The sequence below is a fragment of the Citrobacter sp. RHB36-C18 genome (genome assembly GCF_013814485.1).
Lineage (GTDB): Bacteria > Pseudomonadota > Gammaproteobacteria > Enterobacterales > Enterobacteriaceae > Citrobacter > Citrobacter braakii.
Map to the genome: position 1 here is coordinate 1,856,378 of NZ_CP057125.1, position 19,717 is coordinate 1,876,094.

At 52.6% G+C, this 19,717-nt stretch carries 22 protein-coding genes; 7 read left to right on the forward strand and 15 right to left on the reverse strand.

The genetic code is table 11. The features are described 5' to 3' along the window. Positions 1-27: 27 nt before the first annotated feature. Entirely contained in the window at positions 28-1,452 is a 1,425-nt protein-coding gene (gene sbcB / locus HVZ52_RS08670) for an exodeoxyribonuclease I (protein WP_181500255.1), read from the reverse strand. A gap of 397 nt (positions 1,453-1,849) precedes the next feature. Here sbcB and phsA point away from each other — a divergent pair, with 397 nt between their 5' ends. The 7 genes from phsA to HVZ52_RS08705 all read left to right on the forward strand — a co-directional run bounded on the left by phsA (position 1,850) and on the right by HVZ52_RS08705 (position 9,101). After that, entirely contained in the window at positions 1,850-4,123 is a 2,274-nt protein-coding gene (gene phsA / locus HVZ52_RS08675) for a thiosulfate reductase PhsA (RefSeq protein ID WP_181599143.1), read from the forward strand. Positions 4,124-4,137: 14 nt separating this feature from the next. Next, complete coding sequence (phsB, locus tag HVZ52_RS08680) at positions 4,138-4,716, forward strand: thiosulfate reductase electron transport protein PhsB (RefSeq protein WP_016153548.1); 579 nt, start codon at positions 4,138-4,140, stop codon at positions 4,714-4,716. Next, a complete protein-coding gene (phsC, locus tag HVZ52_RS08685; RefSeq protein WP_181599144.1) occupies positions 4,713-5,480 on the forward strand; it encodes a thiosulfate reductase cytochrome B subunit in 768 nt (255 codons plus the stop codon). Before phsB ends, phsC begins: the two co-directional genes overlap by 4 nt. Before the next feature lie 138 nt (positions 5,481-5,618). Further along, entirely contained in the window at positions 5,619-6,791 is a 1,173-nt protein-coding gene (gene dacD, locus HVZ52_RS08690) for a serine-type D-Ala-D-Ala carboxypeptidase DacD (protein ID WP_047415460.1), read from the forward strand. Between the two features lie 123 nt (positions 6,792-6,914). After that, a complete protein-coding gene (gene sbmC / locus HVZ52_RS08695) occupies positions 6,915-7,382 on the forward strand; it encodes a DNA gyrase inhibitor SbmC (RefSeq protein WP_075848383.1) in 468 nt (155 codons plus the stop codon). 86 nt (positions 7,383-7,468) lie between these two features. Then, entirely contained in the window at positions 7,469-8,527 is a 1,059-nt protein-coding gene (locus tag HVZ52_RS08700; protein ID WP_016156885.1) for an FUSC family protein, read from the forward strand. Positions 8,528-8,765: 238 nt separating this feature from the next. After that, the gene (locus HVZ52_RS08705) at positions 8,766-9,101 is read left to right on the forward strand and encodes a DUF496 family protein (RefSeq protein ID WP_003834176.1); all 336 of its coding nucleotides are present in this window, start codon (positions 8,766-8,768) and stop codon (positions 9,099-9,101) included. A 40-nt stretch (positions 9,102-9,141) separates the two neighbouring features. Here HVZ52_RS08705 and HVZ52_RS08710 read toward each other — a convergent pair whose 3' ends face one another. From HVZ52_RS08710 to pduJ, 14 genes are all read right to left on the reverse strand, one after another. Further along, positions 9,142-10,008, reverse strand: a complete 867-nt coding sequence (locus HVZ52_RS08710; protein ID WP_046275680.1) for an L-threonine kinase — start codon at positions 10,006-10,008, stop codon at positions 9,142-9,144. 92 nt (positions 10,009-10,100) lie between these two features. After that, positions 10,101-11,315, reverse strand: a complete 1,215-nt coding sequence (locus HVZ52_RS08715) for an acetate/propionate family kinase (protein ID WP_029139585.1) — start codon at positions 11,313-11,315, stop codon at positions 10,101-10,103. Beyond that, positions 11,300-11,752 carry a propanediol utilization protein PduV gene (gene pduV / locus HVZ52_RS08720; RefSeq protein WP_049270742.1) on the reverse strand — a complete coding sequence of 151 codons (453 nt, stop codon included), beginning with the start codon at positions 11,750-11,752 and terminating at the stop codon, positions 11,300-11,302. Before pduV ends, HVZ52_RS08715 begins: the two co-directional genes overlap by 16 nt. Before the next feature lie 4 nt (positions 11,753-11,756). Next, complete coding sequence (gene pduU, locus HVZ52_RS08725; protein WP_016156881.1) at positions 11,757-12,107, reverse strand: propanediol utilization microcompartment protein PduU; 351 nt, start codon at positions 12,105-12,107, stop codon at positions 11,757-11,759. Then, positions 12,107-12,661, reverse strand: coding sequence for a propanediol utilization microcompartment protein PduT (gene pduT / locus HVZ52_RS08730; protein ID WP_046275683.1), 555 nt, complete (start codon positions 12,659-12,661; stop codon positions 12,107-12,109). The genes pduU and pduT overlap by 1 nt, the downstream gene beginning before the upstream one ends. A 2-nt stretch (positions 12,662-12,663) precedes the next feature. After that, the gene (gene pduS, locus HVZ52_RS08735) at positions 12,664-14,019 is read right to left on the reverse strand and encodes a cobalamin reductase PduS (protein ID WP_181599145.1); all 1,356 of its coding nucleotides are present in this window, start codon (positions 14,017-14,019) and stop codon (positions 12,664-12,666) included. Then, the gene (locus HVZ52_RS08740) at positions 14,016-15,128 is read right to left on the reverse strand and encodes a 1-propanol dehydrogenase PduQ (RefSeq protein ID WP_181599146.1); all 1,113 of its coding nucleotides are present in this window, start codon (positions 15,126-15,128) and stop codon (positions 14,016-14,018) included. Before HVZ52_RS08740 ends, pduS begins: the two co-directional genes overlap by 4 nt. 10 nt (positions 15,129-15,138) lie before the next feature. Further along, positions 15,139-16,524: a CoA-acylating propionaldehyde dehydrogenase PduP gene (pduP, locus tag HVZ52_RS08745; protein ID WP_046275686.1), complete on the reverse strand. Its 1,386-nt coding sequence runs from the start codon at positions 16,522-16,524 to the stop codon at positions 15,139-15,141. Then, positions 16,521-17,528: a two-domain cob(I)yrinic acid a,c-diamide adenosyltransferase PduO gene (gene pduO, locus HVZ52_RS08750; RefSeq protein WP_103928342.1), complete on the reverse strand. Its 1,008-nt coding sequence runs from the start codon at positions 17,526-17,528 to the stop codon at positions 16,521-16,523. Before pduO ends, pduP begins: the two co-directional genes overlap by 4 nt. Positions 17,529-17,536: 8 nt before the next feature. Then, entirely contained in the window at positions 17,537-17,812 is a 276-nt protein-coding gene (locus HVZ52_RS08755; RefSeq protein WP_003030211.1) for a EutN/CcmL family microcompartment protein, read from the reverse strand. A gap of 3 nt (positions 17,813-17,815) precedes the next feature. Next, a complete protein-coding gene (gene pduM, locus HVZ52_RS08760; protein ID WP_047415490.1) occupies positions 17,816-18,307 on the reverse strand; it encodes a microcompartment protein PduM in 492 nt (163 codons plus the stop codon). Continuing rightward, positions 18,304-18,936, reverse strand: coding sequence for a phosphate propanoyltransferase (locus HVZ52_RS08765; protein WP_016153533.1), 633 nt, complete (start codon positions 18,934-18,936; stop codon positions 18,304-18,306). Before HVZ52_RS08765 ends, pduM begins: the two co-directional genes overlap by 4 nt. Beyond that, positions 18,936-19,400 carry a BMC domain-containing protein gene (locus HVZ52_RS08770; RefSeq protein WP_094761565.1) on the reverse strand — a complete coding sequence of 155 codons (465 nt, stop codon included), beginning with the start codon at positions 19,398-19,400 and terminating at the stop codon, positions 18,936-18,938. The genes HVZ52_RS08765 and HVZ52_RS08770 overlap by 1 nt, the downstream gene beginning before the upstream one ends. 24 nt (positions 19,401-19,424) lie before the next feature. Beyond that, positions 19,425-19,700, reverse strand: a complete 276-nt coding sequence (pduJ, locus tag HVZ52_RS08775; RefSeq protein WP_001057752.1) for a propanediol utilization microcompartment protein PduJ — start codon at positions 19,698-19,700, stop codon at positions 19,425-19,427. Positions 19,701-19,717: the final 17 nt, after the last annotated feature.

Here is a 19,717-nt window from a genome sequence, read left to right on the forward strand (position 1 = left end):
GTTCTCCGGTTTTTTTATACGTGGGAGTTATACAATCTCTTGCGCATACTGCCAGAGTGACTTCAGCAGCATCAGTTTCCCTTTGTTATCTGCATATTGCTGGCTCAGCATCTGCAATTCATTGGCGTAATTTTGCAAAAACTCCGGCGTGAATATTTGACGACGATGGTCCAGCCAGCGCTGCTGTTCGGCTTCATCCAGCGTTCCGGGGAAGTTACGTGCGCGGTAGTTAAACAGCAGCTTTTCAATGCGCTTATCGACAAAGGAGATATCCAGCGCCGGTAAATTGCGCGGCTCAGTTTCCAGAACGATTTTCATCGCGGCACGATCGGCATCGCTGAAAAAACCATTGTACAACTGTGCGTCTACGTTATCTGATGGCGTAAAGGGTTCCGCATCGGCGAAGATGGCCACCACTTTGTCGCGAACCTGCGGGTTTTCGCGCAGTATTTTGAGATTATCCAGACAATGCTGGCGGTTAATGCCAAGGCGATCGGCATCTTCCGGGCGCAAGGTATTCGCCTGTGCCAGTACCGGGCATTTGTTGATGTGCACCAGTTTAACCGGCACGGCTGGGTTATCTCCCAGATCAGCTTTAGCAGTGTAGAGCCGCTCACGCAGCGCGTCGCTGTCCAGTTCCAGCAGCGGTGAAATATCACCGGCTAAGTCGACCATAATCACCGCGTTGCGATTCTCAGGATGCCAGGCTAATGGCGCCACCCAACTGGTGTTGCCGCGCCATGCGCCGAACATCCCCGAAACATGGACCAGCGGCTTCATTTGCGGGACATCAATCAGTGCGGCCAGCTTGTGCTTATTGCGATGGCTGTAGAGATAATCAAACAGGCGCGGCTGGCGCGACTTCACTAATTGCGCCATGGCAATTGTGGCGTATACATCGGCCATCGCATCGTGGGCATTGGCATGTTCAATACCGTTGGCTTTGGTCAAATGCTCCAGGCGAAAGCTGGGTAAGCCGTCGTCGTTTTCCGGCCAGTTAATTCCTTCAGGACGCAGGGCATAACAGGCGCGCATCACATCCAGCAGATCCCAGCGTGAATTATCGTGCTGCCAGCTCCAGGCGTAGGGATCGTAGAAATTGCGATACAGGATGTTGCGCGTCACTTCATCATCGAAGCGCACGTTGTTATAGCCCAGGATACAGGTTTTCGGCACGGTGAACAGGGCGTGGATGCGCGCAGCAAAAGCGGCTTCATTTTCTCCTTTTTCACGCGCTTCCTGCGGTGTGATACCGGTTATCAGCACCGCCTCAGGCTGCGGCAGATAGTCGTCTGCGGGTTTGCAATAAAAGACTTCAGGTTCACCGATGATGTTGAAATCGCTATCTGTGCGGATAGCCGCAAATTGCGCGGGTCTGTCCAGCGCCGGATGGGTACCAAAGGTCTCGTAATCGTGAAAGAGAAAACCAGGTTGCTGCTTGCCGTCATTCATTGTTCAGTTATGTCCGGGATCAATTTAGCGCTCGTCCAAGAATACCAAAAAATAGCGAGGTAATCAGCAAAGCGATTATCAATGCTGAATGATGTACGCAATAAAATTGAGATGAACAGGATTTAATAGAATTGATTAATAAATTTTGCACTGTTAAGGGACATTACTGGAATAAATTTTCTGAAATCTATGAGCTGATAAATAATATAAATGAGAACCATTATTGTTATTTAGTGCTGATTTGTTGTGTTCTGGAAATTTTAAAATTCTTTTATAAACAATGGTTTTTTATTTTGGCGGTTAACTGCTCTATATTCTAATGAAATGTGAGTGAGGTTAAAAATTAATAATTTAAACACCATATAATAATTGGATATATCTAATAACAGGAGGTTATATGAGCATTAGTCGGCGTAATTTTTTGCGAGGAGTGGGTATCGGTTGCTCGGCCTGCGCGATAGGCAGTTTTCCGCCTGGCGCACTGGCGCGAAATTCTCCAGAGAGCATTAAGGGGAAAACATCCCTGACGCCAAGCTTGTGCGAAATGTGTTCTTATCGTTGCCCAATACAGGCACAGGTAATTAATAACAAGACAGTTTTTATTCAGGGGAACCCTAATGCGCCTCAACAAGGCACGCGTGTCTGCGCGCGCGGAGGCAGTGGTGTTAGCCTGGTCAACGACCCGCACCGTATTGTTAAACCCATGAAACGCACAGGGCCTCGCGGCAGCGGAGAATGGCAGGTTATTAGTTGGGAACAGGCTTACAAAGAAATTGCCGAAAAAATGACGGCAATAAAAGCGCAGCATGGTCCTCAGGGGGTCGTATTCTCTTCCAAATCCGGTTCGCTTTCGGGTCATTTATTTCAGCTGGCAACGGCGTTTGGATCGCCAAACACCTTTACGCATGCGTCGACATGCCCCGCCGGAAAATCGATTGCCGCCAAAGTGATGATGGGTGGCGATTTGGCTATGGATATCGCCAATACCCGTTATATGGTCTCTTTTGGCCACAATCTCTATGAAGGTATTGAGGTTGCCGAAACGCATGAACTGATGACCGCGCAGGAAAAGGGCGCAAAAATGGTCAGCTTCGATCCCCGTTTGTCAGTCTTCTCCAGCAAGGCGGATGAATGGCATGCGCTCAAGCCGGGCGGCGACTTGCCGGTGTTAATGGCCATGTGTCACGTCATGATTAATGAACATCTGTATGACGCGGACTTCGTTGCGCGCTACACCACAGGGTTTGACCAACTGGCAGAAGCGGTACTAGAGACCACGCCGGAATGGGCGCAAAATCAAGCTGATGTGCCTGCTGATGTTATTGTTCGGGTCACCCGCGAAATGGCCGCCTGTGCGCCTCATGCTATCGTCAGTCCTGGCCATCGCGCGACGTTTTCGCAAGAAGAAATTGATATGCGGCGTATGATTTTCACCCTCAATGCGCTGCTGGGAAATATTGAGCGTGAAGGCGGCTTGTACCAGAAAAAAGCCGCGGCGACCTACAATAAGCTGGCCGGAGAGAAGGTCGCTCCGGTGCTGGCAAAACCTGATGCCAAATTGCCCAAGCCAACGGCGCAGCGCATCGATTTGGTTGCCCCACAATTCAAGTACATCGCGGCGGGCGGCGGCGTGGTGCAAAGCATCATCGATGCCGTGTTAAACCAGACGCCGTATCCGGTGAAGGGATGGATTATGTCCCGCCACAATCCTTTCCAAACAGTGACCTGTAGGCCTGATCTGGTCAAAACCGTCGAACAACTCGATCTGGTGGTCAGTTGCGATGTCTATTTAAGCGAAAGCGCGGCATATGCCGATTATCTGTTACCCGAATGCACCTACCTTGAACGCGATGAAGAAGTCTCTGACATGTCGGGCCTGAATCCGGCCTATGCCCTGCGCCAGCAGGTTGTAGAGCCGATTGGGGATGCGCGTCCGAGCTGGCAAATCTGGAAAGAACTGGCCGTGCAGTTAGGCCTTGGGCAGTTCTACCCCTGGCAGGATATGCAGACGCGGCAGCTGTACCAGCTTAATGGTGATCATGCGCTGTCCGCTGAACTGCGTCAGAAAGGATATCGGGAGTGGGGGGTTCCGCTGCTGCTGCGGGAACCTGAAGCGGTGCGTCAGTTTGTGGCGCGTTATCCGGGCGCGGTGGCGGTTGACGGCGACGGTACCTATGGCGAGCAACTGCGCTTTAAATCCCCGTCTGGAAAAATTGAACTCTACTCTGAAGAGCTGGAAGCTCTTTTGCCTGGCTACGGTATTCCGCGCGCCCGCAATTTTGCCCTCAAAGGCGACAATGAACTCTATTTTATTCAGGGAAAAGTGGCGGTGCATACCAACGGCGCGACGCAATATGTACCACTGCTGAGTGAGCTGATGTGGGATAACGCGGTGTGGATCCACCCGCAAACGGCCCGTGAAAAAGGCATCAAAAACGGCGATGAGATTTGGCTGGAAAATGCGACCGGTAAGGAAAAAGGCAAAGCACTGGTTACTGCCGGAATACGACCCGATACGCTGTTCGTTTATATGGGATTTGGCGCCAAGGCGGGAGCCAAAACCGCGGCGACGACGCACGGTATTCACTGCGGTAATTTGCTTCCGCATGTTACCAGTCCGGTTTCCGGTACGGTGGTGCACACCGCTGGCGTTACGCTTCGTCGGGCATGAGAAAGGAGAACATCATGAATCAATCAACAAACCCTTATGTCATGCTGCATGACGAGAAACGCTGTATTGGCTGTCAGGCGTGTACGGTTGCCTGCAAGGTATTGAATGACGTGCCGGAGGGATTTAGTCGCCTACAAGTGCAGATCCGTTCACCCGAACATGAACCCGAGGTGCTGTCCCACTTCCAGTTTGTTCGCGTTTCCTGTCAGCATTGTGAAGATGCGCCGTGCGTCAGCGTCTGTCCTACCGGTGCTTCATTTCGTGACGAAAATGGCATTGTGCAAGTGGATAAGTCTCGCTGTATTGGTTGTGACTACTGCGTCGCCGCTTGCCCGTTCCATGTCCGGTACCTCAACCCACAAACGGGGATTGCCGACAAATGTAACTTCTGCGCCGATACTCGCCTGGAGGTCGGACAATCGCCAGCCTGCGTTTCCGTTTGTCCGACGGATGCGCTGAAATTTGGTCGTCGCGATGACCCGGAAATTCAGCACTGGATTAATCAAAAAGAGGTTTATCGCCAGCAGGATACGCGTAGCGGCCCGGTAAGTGTCTATCGGCGTAAAGAGATCCATCAGGAGGGTAATGTATGAATTCTATCTGGGGAGCAGAGCTTAACTATGCGCCGGACTACTGGCCACTGTGGCTCATTTATGCAGGCGTTATTATTGTGCTGATGATTGCGGGCTTGGTAACGCACGCGCTGTTACGTCGGATGCTGGCGCCCAAAACGGCAACCGGGGAAGAACATCGGGACTACCTCTATTCGCTGGCGGTCCGCCGCTGGCACTGGGGTAATGCGCTGCTCTTTATCCTGCTTCTGCTGAGCGGCCTGTTTGGCCACTTTTCTGTCGGACCGGTGGCCTTAATGGTGCAGGTACATACCTGGTGTGGCTTCGCATTGCTGGCCTTCTGGATTGGCTTTGTGTTAATAAACGCAACCAGCGGCAACGGCTGCCATTATCGCATGAAATTTAGCGGGTTGATATCACGCTGCCTGCTGCAAACACGCTTTTATCTGTATGGCATTATGAAAGGTGAGCCGCACCCGTTTGCCGCAACGGCAGAGGACAAATTTAACCCGCTGCAACAACTGGCCTACCTGGCCATCATGTACGCACTGGTTCCACTACTGATCATCACCGGGTTGCTATGTCTCTACCCGCAGGTGGTAGGGGCGGGGCCGGTGATGCTGGTGCTGCATATGGCGTTAGCGATTGTGGGCTTACTGTTCATCTGCGCGCATATTTACCTGTGCACGCTGGGTGACACACCGGGGCAAATTTTTCGCAGTATGATCGATGGTTATCACCGCCATCGCAGTCATCACGCAGAGACCGTGCCGCGTAAAGGGTAGTTCCGGCGAGATTTGTCTCTGAAACCCTTTCCTGATAGCAAGAAAATGTGCCTTATGTCACATTTTCTTGCAATTTATCCATGTTTGTTCGACAGAACTTCCGTAAAAAGAACGGCTATTTCTCCCTTTCCTGAGGACATGCTGTTGAAACGCCGTTTGTTTATTGCCGCTTCACTATTAACGATGAGTTTTTCGCCCGCCTGGGCGAGCGATGCCGTGAGCTTCGCCCCACAACCTCCTGCGATTACTGCCGGGGCATGGGTGTTAATGGATTACACCACGGGCCAAATCCTGACAGCCGGTAATGAACACCAGCAGCGCAATCCTGCCAGCCTGACGAAACTGATGACTGGCTATGTTGTCGATCGCGCAATTGACAGCAAGCGTATTAGTCCGACAGATATTGTGACCGTCGGGCGCGATGCATGGGCAAAAGATAATCCGGTATTTGTCGGTTCATCCTTGATGTTCCTGAAAGAAGGGGATCGCGTTTCGGTACGTGACCTCAGCCGTGGGTTAATTGTTGATTCCGGTAATGATGCCTGCGTGGCACTGGCGGATTACATCGCCGGAGGGCAGCCGCAGTTTGTCGCGATGATGAACAACTATGCGCAAAAACTGAACCTGCAGGACACCCATTTTGAAACGGTACATGGTCTGGATGCGCCGGGTCAGCATAGCTCCGCGTACGACCTGGCCGTGCTGTCCCGCGCTATCATCCACGGGGAACCGGATTTCTACCATATGTACAGTGAGAAAAGCCTTACCTGGAACGGCATCACACAGCAAAACCGTAACGGTTTGTTGTGGGATAAAACCATGAACGTAGATGGCCTGAAGACAGGGCATACGTCCGGTGCCGGGTTTAACCTGATTGCTTCCGCCGTCGATGGTCAGCGCCGCCTGATTGCGGTGGTGATGGGCGCGGAGAGTGCGAAAGGGCGCGAAGATCAGGCGCGTAAACTGCTGCAATGGGGGCAACACAACTTCGATACAGTGCAGGTTTTGCGTAGCGGTAAGCAGGTTGGCACTGAACGCATCTGGTATGGCGATAAAGAAAAAATCAGCCTCGGAACCGAGCAGGATTTCTGGATGGCCCTGCCTAAAGCAGAAGTCCCTAACATCAAAGCAAAATATATCCTTGATAAGAAAGAGCTAGTTGCTCCCATCGCTGCGCATCAACGTGTGGGGGAAATTGAACTCTACGATCGGGATAAGCTGGTGGCGCATTGGCCTCTGGTTACGCTGGAATCCGTCGGCGAAGGCGGCGTTTTCTCGCGCCTGAGCGATTATTTCCACCACAAGGCGTAGTTTTTCCTGATGCGTCTGACTGGCAAGAGTGCGAATCTGCTCACATAATAATCACTATTTCCTTGTGGCCGACATAACCAGAAATTACACTGTATATAAATACAGTGTAACAGTGGAGGTTGTATGGAGTACGAGATAAAGCTGGTCGAAAAACGCATGATTGCCGGTTTCCATATGGTTGGACCGTGGGAACAAACGGTGAAGCAGGGGTTTGAGCAATTAATGAAGTGGGTCGACGGTAAACAGATTGTACCGTTGGAATGGATAGCCGTTTATTACGACAACCCTGATGTTGTTCCTGCGGAAAAACTGCGCTGTGATACCGTGGTTTCTGTGCCTGAAGGTTTTGAAATCCCGGAAAACAGCGAAGGGGTGATCCTCACCGAACTGGCGGGTGGCGACTATGCTGTCGCCGTTGCGCGCGTTGAGAATCACGATTTTGCGACGCCTTGGTATCAGTTCTTCGAGCGCCTGATGCAGGATACGACTTATGCGATAGCCGCTAAACCCTGCTTTGAAGTTTATATGAACAATGGCATGGAGGACGGTTACTGGGACATTGAAATGTACGTGCCAGTGCAGACGAAGTAACTGTTTGGGGTGTAAATCAGGATGATCTTTTCACGCTAAAAACAGGTACAATTCGCTTCTTTGCTATTCCCTGACGGAGTGCATGAGTGCGTGCAGACAAATCGCTGAGTCCTTTTGAAATTCGTTTGTATCGTCATTATCGTGTGGTGCATGGTATTCGCATTGCGCTGGCGTTTCTCCTTACTTTTCTGTTGGTACGCCTGTTAAACATTCCCGAAGGTACATGGCCTCTGATCACGCTGGTGGTGATTATGGGGCCAATATCTTTTTGGGGTAACGTTGTTCCCAGGGCCTTTGAACGTATAGGTGGCACGATCCTGGGCTCGGTCCTGGGACTGGTTGCCCTGCGTCTGGAACTCTTCTCGCTGCCGTTAATGCTGATATGGTGCGCGGTAGCGATGTTTCTCTGCGGCTGGCTGGCGCTGGGTAAAAGGCCGTACCAGGCGCTGCTGATTGGCATAACGCTTGCCGTGGTCGTGGGTGCGCCTGCCGGAGATATGAATACCGCGTTATGGCGCGGTGGTGATGTTATTCTGGGGTCGTTACTGGCGATGCTGTTTACCGGCATCTGGCCGCAGCGGGCATTTATACACTGGCGTATCCAACTGGCGCATTGTGTCACGGGGTACAATCGGGTGTATCAGGCCGCGCTATCCCCCAATCTGCTCGAGCAACCGCGGCTGGAGAAGCATTTACAACAACTGTTGAGCGACGTTGTCAAAATGCGTGGGCTCATCGCTCCTGCCAGCAAGGAAACCCGCATTCAAAAGTCGATCTTTGAGGCTATTCAGACGGTGAATCGCAATCTGGTCTGCATGCTCGAGCTGCAAATTAATGCGCTGTGGGCCAGCCGTACCAGCCACTTTGTCATGTTGAATGCGCATACGCTGCGTGAAACTCAGCTCAGGACCCAGCAGGCACTACTGACAATAACCCACGCCTTGTATGAAGGTAATCCGCAGCCGGTGCTTGCCAATACGGAAAAGCTCAATGACACCGTGGCAGAGCTGCGTCAGCTTATTGCTGAGCATAAAGGCGATAATGTCGCAGAAACGCCCATTCACGGCTACGTTTGGTTGAACATGGAGATGGCTCGACAGCTGGAGTTACTCTCACATTTAATCTGTCGCGCACTGCGCAAATAAAGAGCAGATGAGGGGATTGGTTCTACTGCTGCTTCGATTCAGCAAAGATTAGAGGTATGATACTGAAAAAGGCTAAAACCATTGGTAACTGCAATGGCTTTACCCTCGATAACTCAGGTTTCAACCATGCATTGTCGATGCAGATGCAACTTGAAGTATGGCGGGCATGAAAGTAATGTTGACCCACTTTAGCCGTTGTTTTAACGAATCCGAATCTCACATTATCAGGGGTGTAAAAATGGAAACTACCAAGCCTTCTTTCCAGGACGTGCTGGAATTTGTTCGTCTGTTCCGTCGTAAAAACAAACTGCAACGTGAAATCCAGGACGTTGAGAAAAAGATCCGTGACAACCAGAAACGCGTTCTGCTGTTGGACAACCTGAGCGACTACATCAAGCCTGGTATGAGCGTGGAAGCGATTCAGGGCATCATTGCCAGCATGAAAAGCGATTATGAAGATCGTGTTGATGACTACATCATCAAAAACGCCGAGATCTCTAAAGAACGCCGCGATATCTCTAAAAAGCTGAAAGCCATGGGCGAAGTGAAAAACGGCGAAGCGAAAGCCGAGTAACGATTTTATGCTTGTTCGGGTCGCTGCCGTGCGGCGACCCTTATTGCAGTTCGACCCCGCCCGTTACCATGCGTAACAAATGCTGTTCTGGCCAGTGAATAGTAAGTTTTTTCTGCGTCAGCATCCATTTAATGTAATCCACATCATGACGATTTCTGTCCAGCATCAGTCCGACTACGCTGCCGCTGTGCGCGACGTTGACGCCGTATAAATCACATTCTTCCACCAGTGCTAATAGTGAATCAAAATCCGGCTTTGGTAACAGCAGTTGGCTGGCGATTGCGCTAAGCGTAGCCGCTTCTCCCAACCGGTAAGGATTTTGGCTAATACAGGCTTCCTGTACTTTTTCCCATGCCCGTTGGAGGGCCGCAGCTCCCGCCTGCAAGCCGGAATGACGTGGAATACGGTGATAATCCGCGGTACGCAATGTTTCAGGGCTTTCGAGAACCAGCAGATCGAGTTGAGGCTGAGCTTCACAACCAATTTGCGTGGAAGCGTTGTTATGATCGAAAAGGGTTAGCTTACGAAAAACGGTGCTGTCGGTTGGCTCCAGAGAAACGCAAAGCTGTGCCAGTGTTGGCTCGTCCAGTTGATGACCCAGATAATGCGCTGCGGCGATGGCCGTGGCGGCAATATCCGCAGTGCTGCTGGCCATTCCTTTCGCGATGGGAATGGTTGACTGAACATCTATCCGGATATCCTGACTGAGATGCGCCGGGTACTGCCAGTGCTGTAATAACCTGTCAACCATTGCCCGAGAAAGTGGACGTTCATCTGTCAGCGGTGAGCCTGAAGTGACCTCAACGGTGCTATACCATTCGACCGGGCAGGAGACCAGTTTCTCACTGCCCAGAATCCAGCCCTGGATAAGTTCTCCGCACGATGCGGGACATTGCGCAACAGCCACGTCTTCACCTTTGTGTTCAGCAATCCTCGGCGCATAGTGTCATGGCGATCGCGCTATTACCATGATTTGCCGCAATTTGCGGTGCGGCAATATCAGGCGGGAATGCCCAATGTCACAGTTTCTGATATCGCTAAACGCATAACGTCCTGGGCTATCATCAGCTCTTCATTGGTATTAATCACCGCCACTTTAACCACCGCATTTTCCGTTTGAATAAAGGTGGCGTTACGCTGATTTTTTTCTTCATCAACGGCCAGACCTAAGAAATTCAGGTTGTGGCAAATCGCGGCGCGAGCACGCGCTGAATTTTCACCAATTCCCCCGGTAAACACCAGCGCATCCAGACCGCCCATCTGCATAATATAGCTGCCAATAGTGGCGCGAATCCGCTCGGCAAAAAGCGTCAACGCCAGTGCTGCCTGGTGATTGCCCGTATCTGCGGCATGTTCAACGTCCCGGTAGTCGGGTGAAACACCAGAAACTCCGAGTAATCCGGACTCATTGTTGAGCAATTGGTTGAGCTGCTGCGGGGTTTTGCCTTCACGCAGGGCAATCCACGGCAGAATGGAAGGATCAATATCGCCACTTCGCGTGCCCATCATTACGCCAGACTGCGGCGTAAATCCCATGGAGGTATTCACCGAGTGTCCGCCTTTGATAGCGCAGATGCTGCTGCCGTTGCCCAGATGACAACAAACAACCCGCAGGGCGCTGAGCGGCACGCCCAGCTTTTCAGCAAGCTGAGCGCTGACATACTTGTGGCTGGTACCATGAAAACCATAACGACGAATACCCAGCTCTGAATAATAGCGCCAGGGCAGGGGATAGATGAAAGAAGGCTCATCAAGGGTCTGATGAAAAGCCGTGTCAAAAACCGCAACGGCTGGCGTTTTCGGCATTAGCTGGCGAAATATCGCAATCCCCAAGGCATTAACCGGGTTATGAAGCGGTGCCAGTTCCGCAAGGCGTTCGATTTCCGCCAGTGTTTCATCGGTTACCCGTGCGGAATCTTTGAAGGATTCTCCACCGTGTGCGACGCGATGGCCAACGCCGTCGATCTCTTCCAGACTGCTGATAATATTGTGACTGAGCAGTTTTTCCAGTAGCAGCGTTACTGCTTCACGGTGATCGGCTACGGGCAAAGTCTCCTGCCATTTTTGTGCTGGTGCTTTTAGGGTGACCTGCGCATCAGACATACCGATACGCTCGATCAGTCCCTGGCAAATCATTTCACCCTGCGGCATCGCCAGGAGCTGAAACTTAAGCGAGGAACTACCTGCATTAATGGCCATTATTTTGTGAGACATGAAGGTTCCTTTGCATTCAGAAAAATGAACATCTCATCGACCCCGGTATTCTCCAGTGCGCTGGTGACAAATACTTTTTGCGCGCCAGCCTGAACTAACCAACTCTCCACGAGAGAAATACGCTGCGGGCTGGCTAAATCGGCTTTGGTGACGAGGCCGATAACGGGTCGGTTCATCGGGCCAGTAAAACCTGGAGAAAAAGGTGACCACGGCGCGTCAGCATTGAGAACCAGCGCGATGATGTCTGCTTCACAGGCGCTGGCCAGCAGCGCGCTGTACAGGCAGCGGTTTTCGAGATATTCACCCGGTGTGTCTATCGTTGTGGGAGACCAGACAATGGCCTGGGTCTTCTGATAGTGAAGCGCCTCTCCCCGCATGCACTGCGTGAGTGACGTTTTACCGCACTGGCTGGGGCCAATTAGCATTATGCGTTTCATGAGATTATGTCCGGGTGATGGGACAGGCGGTAAAACGCATCATTTCACCCAGCGTCCGGGTTACCTGTTTCAGCGCGTACTCAACGGCGGAAACATCGCCCGTCAGTACCACAGCGCCGGTAAAACGGTCGAGAAAACCAATCTCTACCGCCCCGGATTTCGTGGCGATATCACAGGCGATGATTGAGGCTTCGCTGGGGGTAATCGTCAGAATACCGATTGCGGAAACCGACTCTGGTAATCCCAGTTTCTTGAACAAATCTTTACCCGGATTAGCGATAAGATGCGCCAACGTAACCTGCTTGCCAGGAACATATTCCTGAATCATACGATCCGTGGTGGGTTGTCTTTCCATTATCCCTCCACCATCTGTCGCCACATGCTTTCATGCGGACGAGGGATGACCGAACGGTAAACCAACAGACCTTTTTCACCCGCACTTTCACTGGCAACTGTCACTGCGTTATTCACATCAGACACATCGCCAGCGACAACCATGTAGCACTTGCCGCCAATACCAAATGCCATATGGACGCGTACCAGCGTGACATTGGAGGCTTTAACCGCACGGTCGGCGGCGCAGATGCAGGCCGCAACGCTCCATGTTTCAACAATGCCAACGGCCTGACGCTTATCCACGCTGTTAAGTCCACTGATCGCAGGAAGTACGCTGGCGTGAATGTTGGGTAGTACCAGACTATCAACGAGCATATCGCCAGCAAGAGAAGTTCCGGTGGCGATCGCCTGTTGTATTGCGCCTACGTCACCACCGAGCATGAGCAGAAATTTGCCCGGGCAGATGGTCTTGCTGACCAGTAAATTCACATTCGCGCTTTTTAACATGGCATCGCCCGCTTCCATTCCTTTGGCAATGCTGGTGAGTTCTAAAATCCCTATAGCCTGAGACATGATTAACCTCTTATTACCGTGATGGATTGCTCAGTAATTTCGCTGACAATACCGTCAATACTGGCGTGGACAGGTGCGCCTAATGCACCGGACGGCACATCGGCAACGCATTGACCGCGAACAACGTGTTCGCCCTGCTGTACACATGGGATGGCGCTGGCACCAATATGCTGGCGTAGCAACAGCGTCGTTTTATCCGTGGGATAATCAGTCTCAGTCAGTGGCGCATCGTGATACCAGTCGCTAAGGCCCAGTTTGGTAATAAGGCGCTTCACCGGAATAAGCCGATACTTCGCCATTTCATCCTCAGGATTTAACGGCCCTTCATAACGATGGTTGAGCGCCCGTAGCTCGCGTTTAAGCATGCGGTTAATTCGCATCGGTGAAATCCCAACCGGACAGGCTACGCTTTCACATACATTGCATTCTGAACAGGTCAGGGCCGTGAGCAGTAACTGCGGTGTGGCCGCCTGCTGATAATTAACCGCGCGAACCAGCAGGTGCGGCGATAATTCATGGCCGATCAAATGCCTTGGGCACAAATCCGTACACAACCGACACTGCTCGCAAACGGTTTTTGCGACGGAAAGCACGGTGCGTTCATCCTGCATCCGCCGCTGAATCAACGCATGAGACTTTGGTAAAACCAGCAGTCCCCCGGTGGTCTTGCTGACTGGGGTATCCAGTGAGGTAATCAGGCCGCCCATCATCGGACCACCGTTAATAAAACCGGGATCGTCAACGGTAACACCACCGGCCAACGCCAGAACCTCACGTAAAGACATTCCGATAGGGACGGTAAGAGTGATTGGTCTGGCGACCGCGCCGTTAACGGTCAGGGTACGGCGCGTAACCGGATACTGCTGCTCAACGGCTCTGGCGATGTTGAGCACCGTCTGGACGTTATTGACCACCACGCCGACGCTGACCGGCAGCGCGGCAGGCGGAACTCGCCGGCCCGTTGCCATCCAGATGGTCAAAACCTCGTCACCAGCCGGGTAGACATCAGGCAAAATATGTAAGCGGATCCCGGCAGGCAGAAGGGGCGTTAACGCATTGATAGCCTTTTGATATTTCTCTTTGAGCGCAATAATACCGGCCCTGGCCCCGGTAGCCGTCATGGCATATTGAACGCCACGGATAAGTCGCTCTGCCTGAACGGCCATCAATTGCTGGTCAACTTTCAGCATCGGTTCACATTCTGCCGCATTGACCAGAAACGTATCGACCTGCGCCTGTAATTTTACGTGAGCAGGAAAGCCTGCGCCTCCGGCCCCGACAACACCCGCTGCGCGAACGCGTTCGCGAATTGTCTGCGCATCATAAAGCGTGGACTCTGCCGTCATGGCTGTCTTCATAATAATTCCTCAAGCAGTACCTGCATGGCGCTGGCGTCGGCAACACGAGGATTGGTTTGCAGCGTGACATCAGCCAGCGCGGCCTGAACCATCGACGGTATACGTTGTGACCAGGCTTGCTTTCCGTCTTTAAGCGCGTCAGCAAAAGAAGGTAACGCACACTGTTTTTTGAGTAGCTCTATATGACGAATTAGCGCATTCAGTGCCGCCGTATCGTTCGCGTTATCCGGGCATAGGTGGCAGGCTTTAGCGAAACGGGCATAGCGCTTCGCAGCCCGCGGATCGCGGGCATTAAAATGAATGACATGGGTCAGCAGCAGCGCATTGGCAAGTCCGTGGGGCAGATGAAACTGGCCGCCCAACTGATGGGCAATCGCATGATTGATACCCAGACCAGCCTGACTGAATGCCATTCCCGCGAGCGTTGAAGCGTTGTGCATTTTTCCTCTGGTTGCCAGGCAGTCGCCTTTGCTGACGGCGACAGGCAGGTACTGGAAGACAATTTGTGCCGCTTTTTCAGCCAGCGCATCGGTGAAGTCGCTGGCTTTCGTGGACACGTAAGCCTCCAGCGCATGCGTTAATACGTCCATGCCGGTATTCGCTGTTATGGCTGGTGGAACGCTGACGACCAGCGTCGGATCAAGGATGGCCATGTCCGGATAAAGCGCATTATTAAATAATGGATACTTAATGCCTTTATCCGGATCGCTAATCACGCAGGCGCTGGTCACCTCCGATCCCGTGCCGCTGGTGGTGGGAATTGCAACGCAGGTTTCAATCTCAATACCGAACTGTCGGCTGAACCAGACGATGGCTTTTGCGGCGTCCAGTGCAGAGCCACCGCCAAAACCAATGACGACGTCCGGTCGTAGGGACTGCATTTGCGCAATCCCTTGTACTACCGTGTTAATGGTGGGATCGGGGGTGATATCGCTGAAAATGCTGATGCGGTTATCCGCTGGCAGCGCGTCGCGCAGCTTTTCAATCAGGGGAGAACGCGCGAGAAAACCATCGCAGATAATCCAGATATGCTTATTCGTGAAGCACTTAAGCACATCCAGGCTTCCCTGGCCGCTGTACAATCGAGTTTGCAGTGAAAAGCTTTTCATAACGGCCCCATTAGCGAATAGAAAAACCGTTTGTCAGCACGCAACGACGAGAGCGTGCGAAAGTGCGCGCAGATGTCGTTCCTTCGCCGGTCGGCGTTGCGATGGTGAAGGTGGTAAAGCCTTCACCACCAACGCCAATCCCAGCATAAGAGGGGCCATTTTTCACAAAAATGGAGGTCTGAAGCGTGCGCGCGGCAAGGTTCAGACGTGACACATTTTGCGAATGCATAATGGCGGTGTGATGCAATCCCTCTTCAACCTTCAGGGCCAACGTTAACGCGCTGTCAAAATCGCTCACCGTTACGATGGGGAGCATTGGCATCAGTTGCTCGCTGGTAACCCATGGGTCGTCAGCCTTGACGATACCTATCAGTAATCGAGGTGCTTTTGCCGGAACCGGTATTCCCGCGGCTTCCAGTAAGGTTGCCGGGCTTTTCCCTACCAGTTGTTTATTGGCTATTCCTTCTGGCAGACAAACTGCGCGCAGTTTGTCTGTCTCTTCGCTATTGAGTCGCATTGCGCCAAAAGACTGCATTTGTTGAACCAGTCGTTCGGCAACGGCATCAACAACAATCAGGCTCTTCTCAGCAATGCAGGGGAGGTTGTAATCAAAGGATGCGCCATTGATGATATCTTCTGCCGCCTTAACCAAGTCGGCTGTTTCATCAACAATGCAGGGAGGATTGCCTGCGCCTGCGCCAATGACTTTTTTCCCGCTTTTCATGCCCATAGCAACAATGCCTGGACCACCGGTAATCGCCAGAACTGCGATTTTAGGGTGCGCCATCATCTGCTGGGTAGCCTCAAAAGTGGGTTCTGTGACCGTGACGACAAGATTCCGAATCCCGCAGCAGCGAAAAGCAATATCTTCAATCATGGTAATCAGCTTCAGTGAGACCGCTTTTGCACCTGGATGTGGGCTAAAATAAACGCTATTTCCCGCAGCCAGCATACTGATGCTGTTGTTAATAATGGTTTCCGTCGGGTTGGTGCTGGGGGCGACGGAACCAATCACGCCAAAGGGTGAATACTCGAATAACACCATGCCGCCGTCGCCGGTAAGCGCCGTAGTGGTGAGATCTTCGATGCCCGGGGTATTGTCCAACGCAGCTTTATTTTTAAGGAACTTATCCTCTTTGTTGCCCATTCCCGTTTCGGCAGCGCTTTCAGCAGCCAATGAAGCAAGGTGAGGCGTCAGCTCTTCTCGCAGGGCGTTAATGATGGCGCTGCGGGTTTTCAATGGACATTGCTGATAACGCAGAAAAGCCTGATGAGCGGCATCGATCGCTTCGCTAACGGACGGAAAAATTCCATTACCCTTAACTTCTGCTTTTGCCGGGGCAAGTTGCTCACTCAAAATGTTACGAATAAGGGTTTCAAGTTCTGAAGTGTTCATTGGTGTGTTCTCACGTTAATTGCCGCAATGGCCGTTTCTGCAATGTCCATATCCTGCTCAACGCTTCCCCCGCTGATGCCAAGACCCCCAAGGAGTAACCCCTCACGCCATAATGCGTACCCGCCACCGAAGGTGACGACTTTTCCCTGCATATGGCTTTCCAGACCGTAAAGCGCGGCGCCTGGCTGCACTTCCGATGTCAGCTCGTGCGTGGCGGTTTTCATTGCCACGGCGGTCCAGGCTTTTTTCGGTGCCAGTTCGCTACTGACGAGTAATGCGTCAGGCATGCGCCAGGTCACCGTTTGGGTCCCATTCGCATCAACAATGCTGATGACGACCGGAACCTGAAGTTCTTCTGCTCTCGTTACCGCAACGCGAGTGAGTTGGTGGAGTTCCTGAAAAGACAGAGACATAGCCGGCTCCCTGGTGGCTGATGTACGGATGGCTGCGAGATAACGCTCCGCTACTTTCTGAATAATGTTGTTTTGATGGGCGTCATGATCTTCTGCTCGTGCAAGCGCATATAAGCAGTCGGAGAGGCGATTGATATAACGCATCAGCACGTGTCTGACGGAAATCTCGGTGGAGAGTTCGACCAGTCGCCTCTCTGCGCGGCGGGCCAGCGTGCGGGCAAAGTGCAGACGGCTGGCGGCTTCGCTGCGGCCAGGTAAAATAAAGCTGCGTAGGGGGGGCACTCTCCCCATCGCGGTATCAATGGCGGCTTCCAGCGCGGCAATTTCTTCTGAGCTGATGTAGCGCTGCTCTGGCGCTGGCTGTTCGCTTTCGCTTGCCAGCTCGGCGCTGAACCAAAAAAGCTGCAGTTGAATGTTTTCGAGTAACTGGCGGTGCTGCGGGTTTTTCGCTGCGCAAACACACAGGCTAAGCGCCGCATTAAGTTCGTCCAGCGTACCGTAAGCCTCGACGCGCGGGTGCGTTTTGCTCACGCGTTGCCCGGTAAAGAGGGCCGTTGTGCCGGCATCGCCAGTGCGGGTATAAATCGCCATAGTTCCTCCTAACGAGAAAGCGTGTCGACAATGCCGACGATAGCCAGATCGATGGCCTCATTAGGGCCGGAAAAAACGTGTCTGGCGCTGGAGCCACTGCTGAGTAATACCAGTTCTCCAGTTCCAGCGCCGACAGAATCAACCGCGACTTCATCTCCACTCACAGGGGACGCGGGAAGCTCTCCGTCCGCACTTACCCGACGTACCAGCAACAGTTTCTTCCCCACCAGTGATGGGGATTTTTGCGTGGAAACCACAACGCCTGTAACCCGTGCCAGATGCATAGCTCACTCCTGCTTAATTAATTGGACATTTCGCGTACCGACGGCGTCCTGAGCCAGAGCCGTCACGACACATCGACGACGTAGCACCAGAACGCCGCCCTTCAGTTGGGCGACGTCGGCATAGCTGAGAAGTTTGTCAGGATGCAAAACGATGATTCGCCCCAGCTCGTCACTGAACTCCAGAGGCAGACGCGCAAGTTTTCTAATGGGGATTGCGGGTAACAATCGGTGTTGTAGTGAAATTTTTACGCGGACTCCGCATGCCAGCGCTTCGTGGATCGTTACCACCGACATGTTGTCCGCGCAGCCCTCGGCAATTTGCTCCAACAATGGCAGGTCCGCCTGCAGGAGGTGGAGCGACGAGTACTGGCAGCACAATGTCCGTGGTTCGATTTCCCGTAACTGCGCGACGCTAAGCGAGAGCGTGCTTTCCGCGCGTTTTTTTAATCGGGAAACAACCTCCTCGATAATGCGTTGCAGCAGTTCGTTGTTCATCGTGGGCTCACCAGTGTGGCAAATGCCTGCGGATTATCTGCGCCCGCAGCATTGGCTTCGTCGGTATCGATATGCATTTCAAGGCGCATATCCGGCGAAACGCGTACGGCGACGTTATCGAAAATCAGTCGACGTTCATCGCCATTAATGGCAACAGAGACTTTATCGCCATGGGAAACGCGCAGGATTAGGGCATCGAGCGGCGACATATGGATATGGCGTTGGGCGACGATTACCCCGGATGCTAAGTCCAGTTCAGCAAATGGACTGATAAGGCGAACGCCTGGCGTGCCCTCGATACTGCCTGACATCCGTAGTGGAGCAGCAATTCCCAACGTACGAGCGTCGGTACGAGAAATTTCGACCTGACTGGTGCTACGCAGTGGGCCGAGTAAGCGCACATTTTTTAACTGACCTTTTGGTCCCACCAGTGTGACGGTCTGGTCTGCTGCATATTGTCCGGGCTGCAGCAGCTCTTTTTTCTCACTAATAGGGTGATTGGGAAACAAGCGGTCGTAATCTTCAGCGCATAGATGAATATGACGATTAGAGATCCCTAGCGGAATAGGGCGCTCACGCATTTCATCCAGAACTTTGGTGACCGTTGTCTCCAGTTGCTGTTTATCCATCACGCTTCACCTCGTTTGCCTGAGTGCAGACAAAGAGAGCGCGGCTCGCCTTTTTGACGGGGGCAGGCAGGGTCAAGACACAGATTGCAGCTAATCAACTCTGCATCTTGTGGCGCTTCGGGCGCTGCATGGTCCTCAGGCATCTCTTCATGTGGTACGACCGGTGTCGGGGCGGGCGCTGGCTCAGACTCCGGGGTGACGCTATGTGACAGAATGCCATCCCCTGGTCTGGATATGACTTTGTGAGCCACCAGTCCATCTCGCTGGTCAGCGAAACTGACACCGGTGGAAATGGCCGCCTGGACGGAGGCCACATCCCCGATTATCTTGATCACCATCCAGCCTGAACCGTTGGTTTTTTCGAGGCCCACCAGCGTGATGGAGGCGGCTTTCGCCATGACGTCCGCGCAACTGATGGCTAATGCCAGACCACTAACTTCAAGTAATCCCAGTGATTGCTTCACGCTGTGCTCCTTGGTTGCAACGATTTATGCGGATTTAGGTAAAATGGCTTCAACGTCGCTGTGCGGACGTGGGATAACGTGGCAGGATTTCACCTCGCCAACGGCGCTTGCTGCAGCGCTTCCTGCATCTACGGCAGCTTTCACTGCGCCGACATCGCCGCGAACCATAACGGTGATAAGGCCTGAGCCGATTTTTTCGTAACCAACCAACTGCACGTTTGCGGATTTCACCATGGCATCAGCGGCTTCAATAGCGCCGACGAGCCCTTTTGTTTCAACCAGTCCCAGTGCGTTATTCATACTGCTTTTCTCCTGTG

Coding starts and splice junctions, on each gene's coding strand:
- sbcB (WP_181500255.1), bottom strand. CDS start 1,452: ATGAATGACGGCAAGCAGCAACCTGGTTTTCTCTTTCACGATTACGAG.
- phsA (WP_181599143.1), top strand. CDS start 1,850: ATGAGCATTAGTCGGCGTAATTTTTTGCGAGGAGTGGGTATCGGTTGC.
- phsB (WP_016153548.1), top strand. CDS start 4,138: ATGAATCAATCAACAAACCCTTATGTCATGCTGCATGACGAGAAACGC.
- phsC (WP_181599144.1), top strand. CDS start 4,713: ATGAATTCTATCTGGGGAGCAGAGCTTAACTATGCGCCGGACTACTGG.
- dacD (WP_047415460.1), top strand. CDS start 5,619: ATGCTGTTGAAACGCCGTTTGTTTATTGCCGCTTCACTATTAACGATG.
- sbmC (WP_075848383.1), top strand. CDS start 6,915: ATGGAGTACGAGATAAAGCTGGTCGAAAAACGCATGATTGCCGGTTTC.
- HVZ52_RS08705 (WP_003834176.1), top strand. CDS start 8,766: ATGGAAACTACCAAGCCTTCTTTCCAGGACGTGCTGGAATTTGTTCGT.
- HVZ52_RS08715 (WP_029139585.1), bottom strand. CDS start 11,315: ATGTCTCACAAAATAATGGCCATTAATGCAGGTAGTTCCTCGCTTAAG.
- pduV (WP_049270742.1), bottom strand. CDS start 11,752: ATGAAACGCATAATGCTAATTGGCCCCAGCCAGTGCGGTAAAACGTCA.
- pduU (WP_016156881.1), bottom strand. CDS start 12,107: ATGGAAAGACAACCCACCACGGATCGTATGATTCAGGAATATGTTCCT.
- pduT (WP_046275683.1), bottom strand. CDS start 12,661: ATGTCTCAGGCTATAGGGATTTTAGAACTCACCAGCATTGCCAAAGGA.
- pduS (WP_181599145.1), bottom strand. CDS start 14,019: ATGAAGACAGCCATGACGGCAGAGTCCACGCTTTATGATGCGCAGACA.
- HVZ52_RS08740 (WP_181599146.1), bottom strand. CDS start 15,128: ATGAAAAGCTTTTCACTGCAAACTCGATTGTACAGCGGCCAGGGAAGC.
- pduP (WP_046275686.1), bottom strand. CDS start 16,524: ATGAACACTTCAGAACTTGAAACCCTTATTCGTAACATTTTGAGTGAG.
- pduO (WP_103928342.1), bottom strand. CDS start 17,528: ATGGCGATTTATACCCGCACTGGCGATGCCGGCACAACGGCCCTCTTT.
- HVZ52_RS08755 (WP_003030211.1), bottom strand. CDS start 17,812: ATGCATCTGGCACGGGTTACAGGCGTTGTGGTTTCCACGCAAAAATCC.
- pduM (WP_047415490.1), bottom strand. CDS start 18,307: ATGAACAACGAACTGCTGCAACGCATTATCGAGGAGGTTGTTTCCCGA.
- HVZ52_RS08765 (WP_016153533.1), bottom strand. CDS start 18,936: ATGGATAAACAGCAACTGGAGACAACGGTCACCAAAGTTCTGGATGAA.
- pduJ (WP_001057752.1), bottom strand. CDS start 19,700: ATGAATAACGCACTGGGACTGGTTGAAACAAAAGGGCTCGTCGGCGCT.